Origin of the sequence: Colwellia sp., assembly GCF_013214175.1 — a bacterium.
Classification (GTDB): domain Bacteria; phylum Pseudomonadota; class Gammaproteobacteria; order Enterobacterales; family Alteromonadaceae; genus Colwellia.
In genome coordinates, this window is the sequence record NZ_JABSPA010000002.1 from 928,200 (window position 1) to 942,309 (window position 14,110).

Below are 14,110 nucleotides of genomic sequence, written 5' to 3' on the forward strand. Positions count from 1 at the left end.
AGTTATTTATTATTAGTAGTTTATTGCTAGAACTTAATTGTTACTTAAAAATATGCTCATCACCAGGGAAGTTACCTTGACTCACTTCACTGATATAAAGCTCTACTGCTTGTTTAATGTCACCGGTGTCTTTTAAGAAGTTACGCGAAAACTTCGGCATATAATTACAGGCAATGCCTAAGGCATCGTGCATTACTAAAATTTGGCCATCCGTATCTTTACCTGCGCCTATACCAATCGTTGGGATAGTCAGCGCTTTAGTGATGGCTTCACCTAAGCTTGCTGGAATACATTCAAGCACTAACAATTGCGCGCCAGCAGCTTCTAATGCTTTGGCATCGGCAATCATTTGCTCTGCTTTATCATTTTCACGGCCTTGCACCTTAAAGCCGCCAAAAATATTAACGGATTGTGGTGTTAAACCTAAATGAGCGCAAACCGGAATACCGCGTTCAACTAAAGCTGAAATAGTGTCATTAAGCCAAGCACCACCTTCCATCTTAACCATGCTAGCACCGGCTTGCATTAATACTGCAGCATTGGTCAGTGCTTGCTCTTGGGTGGCATAACTCATAAAAGGCATATCGGCAATAACAAGGGTCTCTTCAACCCCACGTTTAACACAACGGGTATGATAGGCCATGTCTTCAATAGAGACAGGTAGTGTGCTGTCTTCCCCTTGTAAAACCATGCCTAGAGAGTCACCAATTAAAATGGCGTGTATACCTGCTTGATCAAATAGTTTGGCAAAACTGGCATCATAGGCGGTGATTGTTGATATCTTTTCGCCTTGTTGTTTCATTTTTAGCAAGCTTGCGGTGGATATTTTAGCCATGATATTTCCGAATTTGTTAATTAGCTTATTAAGCTGTTTGCTATAAGCGGTTAGTTCTAATTATTATAGTGCTAAGGATTGTATTGCTAATATCTAAGATTCCACTATTTATTATTTAAATAGTTATTATTGCAATATTATAATTTTACTATGCCATTGCTATTGATCTCATTGGCAAGAGCGTTGACTGAGGTGTCGTCTGGTAAATACAAATTACTCGCAATCTCTGCCAGTGGTAACAAGACAAATTCACGCAGCTTCATACCATAGTGAGGTACAGTTAAGCGGGCATTGTCGATAGACTCATTACCATATAATAAAATATCACAATCGAGAATTCGTGCGCCCCAGCGATTATCTTTTCGCACTCTACCTGCGGTATTTTCTATTGCTTGTAAGGCGTCTAACAATGCCAGCGCTGATAAGCTAGTTTCTATGGAAATTACCGCGTTGATATAGTCATCTTGATCTTGAGGACCCATAGGTTTACTCAAATACAGAGAAGATAATGCACAGACCTTAGTTTTGTCAATATTGGCTATTTCTTTAGCGGCATTTGTTACCTGTAGCCTTGGCTTTGATAAATTGCTACCTAGTCCGATATAAACAATAGTGGTGGTTGGCATCAGCTTGTTATCACTATTCAGTAGGTTTGCTGTTGGGCTTACGGCGTCTTCTTGGCGCTTTACGTTTAGGGCCTAGAGGTGACTTAACGCCTTTAATCATTTGAAGACGGGCGTCATTTGTCACTTCTTGAAAGTCTGTCCACCACTGTGCTAACTCAACAAGCTCAGTTGTGCCTTCAATTTGTGCACGTAATAACAAGAAGTCGTAACCGGCTCTAAATTTAAGGTGTTCGAATGTCTTAAAAGCTCGCTTACCTTCGCGTCGAGCTAATTTTTCTTGCAGGATCCAAATATCCTTAATAACGGCTTGAAAACGTTTAGGAATGGCAATACTGCGTTGCTGCTCTGGCATTATTTCATTCAAGGCGGCAAAGAATACATCTTGCGGAGTAAGTTGTGTGGTTACTTTAATTCGCTGAATATGCTTTTGTAATGGGTACCAAAGCAAGGCAGCAAATAAAAATGCTGGCGTTACCCTTTGATCGTTATTGATGCGTTTGTCAGTATTTTCCATGGCCAATCTAATGAAAGGCAGCAAAAAACCTTGTTCTTCTGGTGCTTGGTTAAGTGCTTGCTCAACGGCTGGGAAGAAATAACCAAACAAGTTATAACTACGCAATTGTTCAAAGTTAGCCACCGCTTTACCGGCAATAAACATTTTCAAGAATTCTTCAAACAAACGAGCGGCAGGAATATTGGCCATTAACGAAGAAAGCTCTTTAATCGGAGCTTTAGTTTCATCACATATTTGCATATCGAGCTTAGTGGCAAAGCGAATCGCCCGTAACATACGTACCGGATCTTCACGGTAACGAGTTTCAGGATCGCCAATTAAGCGGATAACTTTATCTTTTACATCTTGCACGCCATTGGCAAAATCATACACTTTAAAGTCTTTGGTAGAGTAATAGAGCGCATTGATAGTGAAATCTCTACGCTCAGCATCTTCTTCAATGCTACCGTAGATGTTGTCACGCAATAACATGCCATCTTCACTTTGCTTAGAGGTTTTCTTGCAACTTTTATCTTCTTCAGAAGCATTATCATGGTGGCCCCTAAAAGTGGCAACCTCAATAATTTCGCGACCAAAAACAATATGAGCTAAACGAAAACGTCGGCCAATTAAGCGACAATTTCTAAATAATTCTTTAATTTCATCAGGTGTCGCGTTAGTAGCAATATCAAAATCTTTCGGCTCTAAGCCTAATAAAATATCACGAACACCACCACCAACAAGATAAGCATCAAAGCCACTTTTATTTAAGCGGTATAAAACTTTCAGTGCACTTGGGCTTAATAATTGACGGGAAACAGGGTGCTGATCTCGGGAGAAAACTAAGGGATTATCAAAAGATGCAGTAGCAATATTAGTTTTGTTACTGGCGCTTTTTTTTGCGTTCTTTTTAGGGGTCGTTTTTGCGATAGTTTTACTCGTTTTTCTAGAGAAAACTCTTTTGCATAAATTTATAACGCTTTTGATAGTCACAGGCCTTTAAGACAGACATAAAATAGTGGCGCAATGATATAACAGTGCAGGGCAAAAGAGAATAACAGAGAGGGTAAATAGCATGAAAAAGCAGCTAAAGTGTGGCAGAGAGAGAAACGCGACTATGACAGCACGCTTTTCTTTCTCTAATCTAATCTAAAGTTGGATAATGACTGAGGTATTAAGCGCTCAGTCATTATCCAACTTGGTATTGCTACCAAGGTAATGTTTCACCATTAGAGTGCTTAAATACGCCTGAATCGGCCATGGTTAAGTTGTCCATTAGAGCGATTAATCGCTGTGCTGCGACATCGGCGCTGATATCACCATTGTTTAACACGCCATCGCTATTGACCATCTCAGTTTGCACGTAACCTGGGTGATAAATACCAACAGCGATATTTTCTGCACTAAGGTCTCTTGCTAATGAAACCGCGGCAATATTTAGTGCTGCTTTTGACATGCGATAACCGTATCTGCCACCAGAAGTATTGTCGGTGATGGAGCCCATTCTTGAGGTGATTAAGCCTATTTTGCTACCCGCAGATAAATTACCGAGTAAAGCGTGGCTCAAGCATAGTGGTGCTAGGGCATTAACATTAAATTGCTCGATAATAGTCTCTTGATTTAGGTCGCTTAGTTGCTCATCACGTAAAATACCGGCATTGTTGATCAATAAATCAATGTTAATACTACTAAGAGCTGAGACAGCAGTATCGATACCTGCTTGTGTGGCAATATCAACCTGCGCTACCACATTGACGCCAAGGGCATCTAATTGTGCAGAGCTGTGACGACACAGTGCATAAACGCTATCGCCACGTTGTTGACAAATTTTAGCCATGGCATAACCGATACCACGATTAGCGCCTGTAATTACAATAGTTTTTGCTGTGTTGGTAGACATAACATTTCCTTTTATTTATGAATTTAGTTTGTCGTAGCTTAGTGCCAGTAGTGCTCAAACGCCTAGTTTTCAGTAACTTATTTTTAAGTAGTTAAAGAGGTCAGGGAGTTAATCAATGTTTATCTCAACCTTATTGGGTACACGGCTTCGTTGCCAACTTTTAATTGCCCATTGAATTATTTCTGCAACGCTCGCACCTGCTAACTCAGGCTCAGGTGATTGTCCCAAGAATGCTAGTGCGGCAATAAGTGCTGGTTGCGGTTTATCATTATCGATAGCTGGCGCTTTATTTTGTTTACTCAGTTTATAACCATCATTACATACAGCTAAGGGGATATGACCGTATTTCGGCGTGGTACAGGGTAAAAAACTAGCGTTTAAGGTTTGATAGAGCGTTAGTTGTCTGGCAGTGGGTTCAAGTAAGTCACAGCCTCTAACTACGTGGGAGATATTTTGGGCAATATCATCGGCAACTACAGCAAGCTGATAGGCAAATAAGCCGTCTTTACGGTGAATAATAAAATCCTCATCTGCTAAGGCTTGATCGCACACGACTTCACCCTGAAATATATCATTAAATTTATGTAAACCGTATTGGTTAACAAGTCTAATGGCGCACCCAGATGCTTGATGATTTGCGCTGCGGCAATGTCCTTGATATATGCCACCGATAGCCTTGATTTTGCCACGTGTACATTGGCAGTAATAGCTTAGTTTTTGCTGTGTTAGGCTAGACAATATCTCACGATAATATTGACTCTGCTGGCTTTGGTAAAGTTCAGTTTCATCCCAATGCAAGCCAAAAGCGGCAAGTGTCGTTAATATTGCTGAGCTAGCGCCTTGTTGTTCACGAGGAGGATCAATATCTTCTAGGCGAAGTAGCCACTTTCCTTGCTCACCATTAGCATTAACAAAGGCTTTTGCATCAAGAAAACTCGCTAGAGCAGCGATAAGGGAACCAAAGTGGAGTAAACCAGAAGGGGATGGAGCAAAGCGACCACGATATTGAAGAGCCTTATTAGGCTCCCGTGGTCGCATATTATGCATGTTTTGCATTGAACTATTGCTAACTAAAGCTAGTTTAGGTTAACTAAAAAATTAGCCCGCCATTTGACGTTCTTTAATTTCAGCTAACGTTTTACATTCAATACAAAGATCGGCAGTAGGACGGGCTTCTAAACGACGAATGCCAATCTCTATACCGCAAGAGTTACAAAAACCAAAATCGTCATCTTCAATGAACTGTAAGGTTTTCTCAATTTTCTTGATCAGTTTACGCTCACGGTCTCGTGTACGTAATTCAAGACTGAACTCTTCTTCTTGAGCTGCTCTATCCACAGGATCTGGAAAGTTAGCTGCTTCGTCTTGCATATGCGATACGGTACGATCAACTTCTTCACGTAATTGTGAGCGCCAAGCATCTAAAATTTTCTTAAAATGCTCTTGTTGAGGTGCTTCCATGTACTCTTCGCCAGCTTTTTCTTGATATGGCGCAACGCCCGCTAAAGCAAGAATACCTAATGGCTTGTGTTTCTTTGTTGGCATGCTTTTCTCCCAATGCTACATAGACCAAGACGATTTATTAATATACCACGTTTTATGTGGTACAACGCCTCTGTTGTAAGTGCCAATATTTTATATATGACCCGATGAATCAGGACTATATTGTGTCGCTCATGATAAAAATCAACAAATTAGCTAAAATAAATATTTTTGTCTAACTTTATCAACTAGTTAATGGCGATGATAATTTTTGTACTGATATTTAAAAATTTTGAGCAAGCTTTTTTAGCAAGTTTTACTATGACTAGTCAATCATTATCGTTCAATAAATGGAATTTTTTCAGATAAACTCATATTAAGTTCACCTCGTTTGAGCGAAAAGTCTGCTTTATAGGCGATTATTTCAACACCAGCATGTTTGGCTTCTTTGAGTAACTTGGCATAAGTAGGGTCAACATGGCTGGCGGCAGCAACGTCATTAATACCACTATGTAAGACAGCAAATAATAAAACGGCTCTATGCCCCTGTTCTACCATATCCACTAATTCACGCAAATGTTTTTGACCGCGTGTGGTAACAGCATCGGGGAAATAACCGTGGCCACTTTCTAATAAGGTCACTGATTTTACTTCAATATAGGTATCTGGAGCATCATAGTAAGAGGCCAAAAAATCTACTCTACTATTTTCATTGCCGTATTTTACTTCTCGTTGTAATAAATTAAAGCCGCTGAGTTCAGCAATTAAACCTTTGTGCAAAGCTTCTTCGACTAATTGGTTGGCACGTAAGGTGTTGACGCAAATAAAATGATCATCTTGGCTTTGGGTGATTTCCCAGCTGAAAGGGTATTTTCGTTTAACATTCGTTGAAGTGCTATACCAAACGGTATCTGCAGGCTCAGCACAACCTTTCATCGCCCCGGTATTGGCACAATGTATGGTGGTTTCTTCACCATTGGTAAGTTCGATATCGGCTAAAAAACGTTTATAACGCTTAATTAATTTGGCGGCTTGTACTTGGAGTAACATATTAAAATGAGCTCATACCAATTGAAATAATGAATCGACCAACTTAGAGCTTCAGTAGAGAGCTTAAAACAAACAAAATGAGTTAAACATAGTTATTCTATATTTCATTCATTTTGCGATGTTATCAGTTTGCTACTGAGTTCCCGAAGGGCGAGTTTAAAAGGCCTACATGCGGCGTTATTGATTTTGACAAGGGAATAACCATTCTCTTCAATCAATGCCTTGCCTCTAAGCCTTTTAATTCTCGCTAAGTGGTGCATTCATTAATTCAATTGGTATTACGATTGTTTCGCCCATCATAACGAAGTTTTATTGGTAAAGTAATTTTAATTCACTCGGGATTTTTTTTGTTGTTTATTGTTTAATAAGTTTGCTTGCTCAATAAAGTCATTGAGCCAATTGCTCGCACTATCGCTATCGCTAAAGACATGAAAGTCAATTTTGCAATCGTGGTAAATACGTTGTAATTGCATTTGCTGCATATCGGCATAAGCACTATTTAGAATAACGACCGCTATAGCAATCATGCCCCTTTTTTGACGATATTGCGCGGTTTCCCGTAATTGCTGTTCGGCTTCAGGGGTAAAAACACTATTGCCACGAAAGGTGATTAAAGAACCCCAGGGCTCACCAGTCATTTTCTCGGTGAGTATTTTTATATCATGGTGGTATTGCTCGGCTGTCACCTCATTAAAAGGCCCTTGTGCATCAACCAACAAAATATTATCTTGCTGTTCAATAACATAACGTCCATGTGCTGAGTATTCCATGTCATTTCCTCTGTGATTAGTGCTAATTAATTAAAGGGGGAACGTTTATTAATAACAGCCTTTAAATAACTTGCCAAGTAAGCATAAATAATTTTTTTTGCAAGTTTAATTAGGTGTTTTTAAGGCTTAAATAATGTATGGAAGAAAAAGGGATTACGCTAAGTTATTGCTATTTATTTATTTCCAACCAAGTTGTTCTTCAAAATCTTGGTCTAATTTAATGGCAAATTCCTTAGCATGCATGGCTACCTGTTCTAATTTTTTTTCTTCTTCATTTTTGGGTTCAAATTTATTTACTTTGACCGGATAACCGCTCTCATCTGTAGCCATAAAGGTGATAAAGCAGCGATTGGTAACCACATAGCTTTGCTCTTTAGGGTCACAAGCTCTAACCACCACATAAATGTGCATGCTACTGCGACCAGTGTGTACTATTTGTGCGGTGACTGTGATCATTTGACCCACCAATATCGGACGAATAAAGCGTATGCCGTTGGCAGAAACGGTGACGCTGTACCGCTTACTCCATTTTGCTGCACAAGCATAAGATGCTTGATCAATCCACTTCATCACCATACCGCCGTGCACTTTACCGCCAAAGTTCACATCGGTTGGTTCAGCTAAAAAACAAAATTCAATCATGTTATCGAGAGTTTTTTTCATCGCAGAGTTACCTTGAAAAGCTGTTGGTAAAAGATAGTTTTATTATAGACAAAATCAATTGCTTATCGAATTATACCCAGCAAGTAATAATTGTTATGATAAAGGTCATTTTATTCATAAGTTTATTTTATCGATGGCTGTGACTACTTCTTTACCCATAGAAGCAATTAAAAAACAATTTTGCCAAGCCCTTGGTGAGCAAAATACGCTTATATTATCGGCCCCCCCTGGGGCAGGTAAGTCAACCTGTTTACCTTTATGGTTATTAACCTTGCCAAGCTTGGCTGATAAAAAAATATATTTGCTGCAACCTAGACGTTTAGCGGTTAAAAATATCGCCACTTTTTTAGCAAAGCAACTCGATGAAAACGTCGGTTTAACCGTTGGTTATCGATTGCGTAATGATAGTAAAACCTCTAAAAGTACTCGCCTTGAAGTGATCACAGAAGGGATATTAACCCAGATCATTCAAAAAGATGCCGAGTTATCGGGTACAGCGTTAGTCGTTTTCGATGAATTTCATGAGCGCAGTTTACAAGGGGATTTAGCTTTTGCCCTTACCCGTGAAGTACAAACAGAGTTGCGCGATGATTTAAAAATACTGCTGATGTCTGCGACCCTAGACACTGAGTATTTAAGTAAGGCTTTACCTGATGCACAGCTACTGAGCAGTGAAGGGCGAAGCTTTCCTGTTGAAGTGAGTTACCAAGCGCCTAAAAGTCACCTGCGTTGGCGTGATCATGCGTTGGCGGTTATCAAAGATAAAATGTTTAACCATATGGGGTCAATATTAGTTTTTTTACCTGGCGTCGCAGATATTCGTTTTTTAGTTGAGCGTTTAAGCACTCAACAAAGCGGAGGGGCCAAGGTTTGCCCTTTATTTGGTGAGCAAAGCTTAAAAGAACAGCAACAAGCGATAGCGCCCTGTGCAGATGGTCAGCGGAAAATTGTTTTAGCCACTAACATCGCGGAAACTTCACTAACGATTGATGGCATTGATCTGGTTATTGATTGCGGCCTAGAAAAAGTGGCTATTTATGATAGTGCTAGTTTAATGAATAAGCTGATGCAAAAGCAGATAGCGAAAGCTTCGGCTATACAAAGAGCTGGGCGTGCCGGGCGATTAATGCCTGGGCATTGTATCCGCTTATATGGCAAAGATGATTTTGAGCGCAGGCCGCAACATAGTGTTAATGATATTCAACAAGCAGACTTATTACCAACTCTTATTGAAGCGGCGCGTTGGGGCGTATCTGCATTAAAAGAATTACCCTTATTAGAGCTACCGAGTAAAACTAAAGAGAGCCAAGCTTGGCAAGAGTTACAAAGCTTAGCTATTGTCGATGGCAAATGCCTACTGACCAAACATGGCGAAAAAGTAGCAAATCTACCTTGTCATCCACGTTTCGCTCATATGATCTTAATGGCAGGGAATCATGGTGAGCAAGCAAGTCTATTGGCTTGTTTAATTGCGGCATTACTCGAAGAACGTGATGTTTTTAAGGGCGAGCAGGCGAAATTCGATTGTGATTTAAATCATCGATTACAATTGCTTATTAAAGTTAACAGTCATAAAAATCCATTGTTAACACGGGTTATACAACAAGCCAATCGACTTGCCCAACATATGAACTTGCGTTTTAGCACAAACTCATTGGAATTATCAAAAGCGGGTCTACTGCTGGCTTATGCGTACCCTGAAAGAGTTGCCATGGCCCGCAGCAGCCATGGCGATTATATTTGTGTGAATGGTAAAGGGGCATCAGTGCATGAGCAAGACGCTTTAGCCACAGAGAGCTTTATTGTTATAGCTCAAGCCAGTCAGCGTGATAATCAGTTGCATGTACGTTTAGCTAGCCAACTGAGCTTGGTAGAAATTACCGAAGTTTTTGCAGAGCAAATCAAACAGCAAGATATAGCCAAATTTGATAATAAGAGCGGTAGGATAATAACGCGCCAGCAAACATCATTAGGGGCAATAGTGCTAACAGAAAAGCCTTTAAAGCAAGGGATCACGACTGAAGCCATTAGTGAAATGTGGTGTCAGCTGGTCAGAAAAAAAGGTTTGAGCTTTCTACCATGGCAGAGCAAAGATTTAGCATTAAAGTCACGTTGGCAATGGTTAAATAACTACTTTCCAGAATATAATTTAGCGGCTATCGATGATAATAGTCTATTGGCCGAGCTAGCAATTTGGTTTGCTCCTTTTGTTGGCGATATAAAGTCCAAAGCACAGCTAGCTAAGCTAGACTTGTCACAAATGTTGTTATCTTTACTCAACTACCAAGAGCAAAAGATATTAAAGCAAGCGGCGCCAACTGTTTATATTGGACCCACTGGACGCCACTGTCCCATTAGCTATGATTTAGAGCGTTCGCCAAAAGTTTCACTGCCTATGCAGGAGCTATATGGCTTAACACAAACGCCCAATATTGGTGTTTTAGTAGGGATAAATGAACAAAAGCAGGGAGTTCCTTTGTTACTAGAGTTACTTTCTCCTGCACAACGACCTATTCAAGTAACACAAGATTTAGTTAAATTTTGGTCGGGCAGTTATCAAGCAGTGCAAAAAGACATGAAAAGCCGTTATCCTAGGCACTATTGGCCAGATGATCCTGCCAATGCCAAGGCAACCAATAAAACTAAACGCCATATAAAAGAATAATCAAGTTAGCTAAATTAATAAGCATATCGAAGAATAATGTCAAAAAATAAAGTAAAGAAACGCAGCGGCGCATCCGTTAAAAAAATCTCTCTTTTAGCTCGAATAGCAATCACCTTAGGTAAATTAACGATTGCGCTCATTTTTGCCTTAGGGATTTATTCAATTTACCTTGATGCTAAGATCAGACAAACCTTTGAAGGACAGCGCTGGCATGTGCCAGTGCAAGTGTATGGTCAGCTGCAAATATTACAACTAGGAGAGCGTGCAAATCTTGAAGAAATAGCAGAATCACTGATCATTAATGGCTATAAAAAAGTTAGATATGTTACTCGAGCTGGGCAGTTTGCTTTATTTAAAAAGCGCTTAGCCATTTTTCAACGTCCATTTGATTTTTCCGATGGCGTAAGTCATGCGCAGCAATTAAGTATTGAAGTTGTCAGTGATATTGTGGTTGCTTTGAGTGTCGATAAACAAGCTGTAGCGCAGCTAACCCTAGAGCCACAGTTATTGGCGCGTTTAGTGCCAGATAATAAGGAAGACCGCGTACTGGTGTCCCTTGAAGAGCTGCCTAGTCAGTTAATCGATACTTTATTATTAATTGAAGACCGCGATTTTTATCACCATCATGGTGTTTCACCTGTAGGGATTTTTCGCGCACTAATTAATAATATTCGAGCAGGACGTACCGTACAAGGTGGCAGTACCTTAACGCAGCAGCTGGCAAAAAATATGTTTCTTAGTCGAGAGCGAACACTTTCTCGCAAGATTAAAGAAGCACTGATGGCATTAATTTTAGAATATAGGTACAGCAAAGACCAACTATTAGAAGCCTACATTAATGAAGTCTATTTGGGGCAAAACTATGCCAATGGCGTGTATGGTTTTGGCTTGGCCGCACAGTTTTATTTTGGTAAATCAATTAATCAATTAAGTAATGCTCAAATGGCTTTATTGATAGCACAAGTCAAAGGACCAAGTTACTACGACCCTTGGCGTCATCCTGAACGTGCGATTGAGCGCCGTGATCTTGTTTTAAGGTTAATGTTTGAGCAGCACTTGTTATCACTGGCAGACTTTGAACAAGCTGCTGAGTCTACTTTATCTATTCGGTCACATAGACGCTTAGCTAAAAAAAATTATCCCGCTTATTTGCAACTTGTTAATGCCGAACTCAATCAACATCTTTCAAGTTTTACTCAAAAATCAGGTATTAAAGTTTTTACCGGCTTTTCGCATCGCAGTCAGCAATTATTAGAGCAAAGTGTTACCGAGCAATTACCACGACTAGAACGACAATATAAACAAAGTGGTTTAGAGGTCGCCATGGTGGTCACCGATATTGCTAGTGGCGAAATTAGAGCATTGGTTGGTGGTAGGGAAAGTGGCTATGCGGGCTTTAATCGAGCCGTTAACGCTAAACGTCACATAGGCTCTTTAATTAAACCGGCGATTTATGCTGCGGCATTAGAGCGTTTTCAAGAGTATAACTTTGCTACTATCCTTGATGATAAGGCAATAACCTTAAAAAGTGGCTCAGGTAAAAAGTGGCAACCAAAGAATTATGATGGTAAATATCGTGGACAGGTTTCATTAATTGAGGGCTTGGTCTACTCATTGAATATACCAACGATTAACCTTGGTATGAGCTTAGGTTTAGATAATGTTGCCGATACCATTAAAGCTTTAGGCTTTCAGCATAAACTGCAAATGCGCCCGTCAGTATTATTAGGCGCAATTAACATGTCACCTTTGGAAGTTAATCAATTGTATTTACCCATTGCTGGCAAAGGTTACGCGAAAAAGAGTCATACCATCACCAAAATACTGTCTGCCAAAAATGAGACGTTATGGCAACAGCAGCAACTAAGTGAACAGCGGTTATCTACCAATACCGCCTATTTACTCGATTATGCGCTTGCCCAAGTGACCGAAAGGGGCACTGCTAAGTCACTGACTTGGCGTTTAAATAATCACAAGGTCGCGGGTAAAACGGGTACTAGTAATGCCTTGCGTGATAGTTGGTTTGTCGGCTATGACAACAGCCATCTAGTCACTACTTGGCTAGGAAAAGATAACAACGCACCAACAGGATTAACAGGCAGTAGCGGTGCACTAACATTATTCGCCAACTTTATGAAAAAACAGGGTGTGGTAAATAAGGTTACAGAAAAACCTGAAGGTATAGTTATCACTTTGTTTGAGCAACAAACAGGTAATGCCGTTACCGAGGAATGTGCCAATACCATGATTTATCCTGCTGTTCGAGCAGGAATCATTACCTCTAAGCAGTGTTTACAAGAAAAAGTCGATCAGCGCTCTTGGTTTGAGAAAGTCTTTGGCGAGTAGTTATGGCATTAACAGTAAATATGAACGCTCAAGAATATCCTGTTGAGCGTTCTTATTTAGCCATCATCTTAAAACGTTACTTTAACTTTTGATAATGCCGCAACATCAGTAATACTCACATTACCAATACTTTTTTGTAGTCTAGCTGCGGTTTTATTTGCGCCATAACTTTCAGCAAAGCTAATGACATCTTGACCATTACAGACTAATTTTAATGCTACGGTTTTATGTTTTAGACGATATCCTTTTGTGGTGCTATTAAGTTTTAAAATACTATTGCTCTTAGCGGCTTTACAAACATTAATTAATGCACTTTCTAAATAGGGGTCCATTGCTGCTTGGCTAGGTAAGCTGATAGCTATCAGGGGTAAAGAGGCAGCAAGAGCAACTAAAGTTTTTTTAATCGTAGTCATGGTAATTCTCCAAAGTGTTTTTATAATTCGTTAGTGTTTTATGCACCTAGTTATGCAAGGCACACCATAATAGTGGCCTGTTTTTAGTTAAAAGTTGTAACCATCCACACAGAGGATGTAAGTAAAAATCAATTGTTTCATGTTAGATTTTTGCTAAGTGATTGATTGCTTGTTTATTCAACATTTAACTTAGGATTTAGCTGAAATTAATATTTACATTTGGTGATAATTTGACATACGAAACTTGCTGTATAAGTAATTAATCTTGCGGTAATTGACTAAGCCTATAAAAATTTAGTAGCCTTAGTGGTGTAAAAATAACCTTTTAACTGTTTTCTCACACTGTTTTTATATACAGTTTGTATTGGTACTGTGTTATTGTAGCTAAAATTATCGGGAAATAAGTTAATTTAATGCCTTTGGTATTAAGTTCATAACGATGTAGCGAGCGCTAATTGAGCTCAAATGTAGGAATTGGGGAAAACTAATGGCAGTTGAAAGTCGGTTTGTAGTGATTAGAAACGGGGTAGAGGCGAAAACATTTATGGATAAGAAATCAGCAGATGAATATGACAAAATGTTGGATATGGCTGATAACTTAAGCCAAGTTTTCTCTCAATCTCCGGTAGCCTTAAGTGATAGTGCTAATGAAGAATTAAGTATTTATTTAGCGCAACATAGAGATGATGTACTCGTGGCACTATTGGCTAAAAAGCCGACAAAACCAACGGCTAAAAAGGCAACTGAAAAAATAATTGCTGCATCTATAGCTGAAGTTGTTGAAAATGAAGAGCAAAAGCCTACCGCTAAAGTAAAAAAGAGCAAAGCTAAAACTGCGACTGCAAAATTAAGTGCAGCAAGTTAATC

Annotated in this window: 13 protein-coding genes; 3 read left to right on the forward strand and 10 right to left on the reverse strand. The window is 39.5% G+C overall.

Features of this window, described 5'->3' with window-relative positions; genetic code table 11:
- Positions 1-40: 40 nt before the first annotated feature.
- The 9 genes from panB to HRT55_RS07035 form a co-directional block, all read right to left on the reverse strand.
- The gene (gene panB / locus HRT55_RS06995; RefSeq protein WP_291619907.1) at positions 41-835 is read right to left on the reverse strand and encodes a 3-methyl-2-oxobutanoate hydroxymethyltransferase; all 795 of its coding nucleotides are present in this window, start codon (positions 833-835) and stop codon (positions 41-43) included.
- Between the two features lie 137 nt (positions 836-972).
- On the reverse strand, positions 973-1,461 hold the full coding sequence (gene folK / locus HRT55_RS07000; RefSeq protein WP_291619908.1) for a 2-amino-4-hydroxy-6-hydroxymethyldihydropteridine diphosphokinase: 489 nt from the start codon (positions 1,459-1,461) through the stop codon (positions 973-975).
- Positions 1,462-1,474: 13 nt separating this feature from the next.
- Positions 1,475-2,947 (reverse strand): polynucleotide adenylyltransferase PcnB, encoded by a 1,473-nt coding sequence (gene pcnB / locus HRT55_RS07005; RefSeq protein WP_291619909.1) that lies wholly within the window; start codon positions 2,945-2,947, stop codon positions 1,475-1,477.
- 214 nt (positions 2,948-3,161) lie between these two features.
- Positions 3,162-3,854, reverse strand: coding sequence for an SDR family oxidoreductase (locus HRT55_RS07010; RefSeq protein ID WP_291619910.1), 693 nt, complete (start codon positions 3,852-3,854; stop codon positions 3,162-3,164).
- A 108-nt stretch (positions 3,855-3,962) separates the two neighbouring features.
- Positions 3,963-4,910, reverse strand: a complete 948-nt coding sequence (gene gluQRS, locus HRT55_RS07015; RefSeq protein ID WP_291619911.1) for a tRNA glutamyl-Q(34) synthetase GluQRS — start codon at positions 4,908-4,910, stop codon at positions 3,963-3,965.
- 42 nt (positions 4,911-4,952) lie between these two features.
- On the reverse strand, positions 4,953-5,399 hold the full coding sequence (gene dksA / locus HRT55_RS07020) for an RNA polymerase-binding protein DksA (protein WP_291619912.1): 447 nt from the start codon (positions 5,397-5,399) through the stop codon (positions 4,953-4,955).
- A 273-nt stretch (positions 5,400-5,672) separates the two neighbouring features.
- Complete coding sequence (gene sfsA, locus HRT55_RS07025) at positions 5,673-6,386, reverse strand: DNA/RNA nuclease SfsA (protein WP_291619913.1); 714 nt, start codon at positions 6,384-6,386, stop codon at positions 5,673-5,675.
- 326 nt (positions 6,387-6,712) lie between these two features.
- Complete coding sequence (locus tag HRT55_RS07030) at positions 6,713-7,156, reverse strand: hypothetical protein (RefSeq protein ID WP_291619914.1); 444 nt, start codon at positions 7,154-7,156, stop codon at positions 6,713-6,715.
- Between the two features lie 177 nt (positions 7,157-7,333).
- Positions 7,334-7,819 carry an acyl-CoA thioesterase gene (locus HRT55_RS07035; protein WP_291613323.1) on the reverse strand — a complete coding sequence of 162 codons (486 nt, stop codon included), beginning with the start codon at positions 7,817-7,819 and terminating at the stop codon, positions 7,334-7,336.
- Positions 7,820-7,877: 58 nt separating this feature from the next.
- On the opposite strand from HRT55_RS07035, the gene hrpB reads away from it, so the two are divergent.
- Both hrpB and mrcB read left to right on the forward strand, forming a co-directional pair.
- Complete coding sequence (gene hrpB / locus HRT55_RS07040; RefSeq protein WP_291619916.1) at positions 7,878-10,484, forward strand: ATP-dependent helicase HrpB; 2,607 nt, start codon at positions 7,878-7,880, stop codon at positions 10,482-10,484.
- A gap of 36 nt (positions 10,485-10,520) precedes the next feature.
- On the forward strand, positions 10,521-12,830 hold the full coding sequence (mrcB, locus tag HRT55_RS07045) for a penicillin-binding protein 1B (protein WP_291619917.1): 2,310 nt from the start codon (positions 10,521-10,523) through the stop codon (positions 12,828-12,830).
- Positions 12,831-12,898: 68 nt separating this feature from the next.
- Here the strand turns inward: mrcB and HRT55_RS07050 are convergent, their stop codons facing one another.
- On the reverse strand, positions 12,899-13,243 hold the full coding sequence (locus HRT55_RS07050) for a DUF3718 domain-containing protein (RefSeq protein ID WP_291619919.1): 345 nt from the start codon (positions 13,241-13,243) through the stop codon (positions 12,899-12,901).
- 487 nt (positions 13,244-13,730) lie between these two features.
- Between HRT55_RS07050 and HRT55_RS07055 the strand changes: the two genes are divergently transcribed.
- Positions 13,731-14,108 carry a YebG family protein gene (locus HRT55_RS07055; RefSeq protein WP_291619921.1) on the forward strand — a complete coding sequence of 126 codons (378 nt, stop codon included), beginning with the start codon at positions 13,731-13,733 and terminating at the stop codon, positions 14,106-14,108.
- Positions 14,109-14,110: the final 2 nt, after the last annotated feature.

Bases quoted from the DNA above. Each gene is read 5' to 3' on its own strand.
- gluQRS (WP_291619911.1), bottom strand. From the start codon at position 4,910: ATGCAAAACATGCATAATATGCGACCACGGGAGCCTAATAAGGCTCTT.
- folK (WP_291619908.1), bottom strand. From the start codon at position 1,461: ATGCCAACCACCACTATTGTTTATATCGGACTAGGTAGCAATTTATCA.
- dksA (WP_291619912.1), bottom strand. From the start codon at position 5,399: ATGCCAACAAAGAAACACAAGCCATTAGGTATTCTTGCTTTAGCGGGC.
- sfsA (WP_291619913.1), bottom strand. From the start codon at position 6,386: ATGTTACTCCAAGTACAAGCCGCCAAATTAATTAAGCGTTATAAACGT.
- mrcB (WP_291619917.1), top strand. From the start codon at position 10,521: ATGTCAAAAAATAAAGTAAAGAAACGCAGCGGCGCATCCGTTAAAAAA.
- HRT55_RS07035 (WP_291613323.1), bottom strand. From the start codon at position 7,819: ATGAAAAAAACTCTCGATAACATGATTGAATTTTGTTTTTTAGCTGAA.
- HRT55_RS07030 (WP_291619914.1), bottom strand. From the start codon at position 7,156: ATGGAATACTCAGCACATGGACGTTATGTTATTGAACAGCAAGATAAT.
- panB (WP_291619907.1), bottom strand. From the start codon at position 835: ATGGCTAAAATATCCACCGCAAGCTTGCTAAAAATGAAACAACAAGGC.
- HRT55_RS07050 (WP_291619919.1), bottom strand. From the start codon at position 13,243: ATGACTACGATTAAAAAAACTTTAGTTGCTCTTGCTGCCTCTTTACCC.
- HRT55_RS07055 (WP_291619921.1), top strand. From the start codon at position 13,731: ATGGCAGTTGAAAGTCGGTTTGTAGTGATTAGAAACGGGGTAGAGGCG.
- HRT55_RS07010 (WP_291619910.1), bottom strand. From the start codon at position 3,854: ATGTCTACCAACACAGCAAAAACTATTGTAATTACAGGCGCTAATCGT.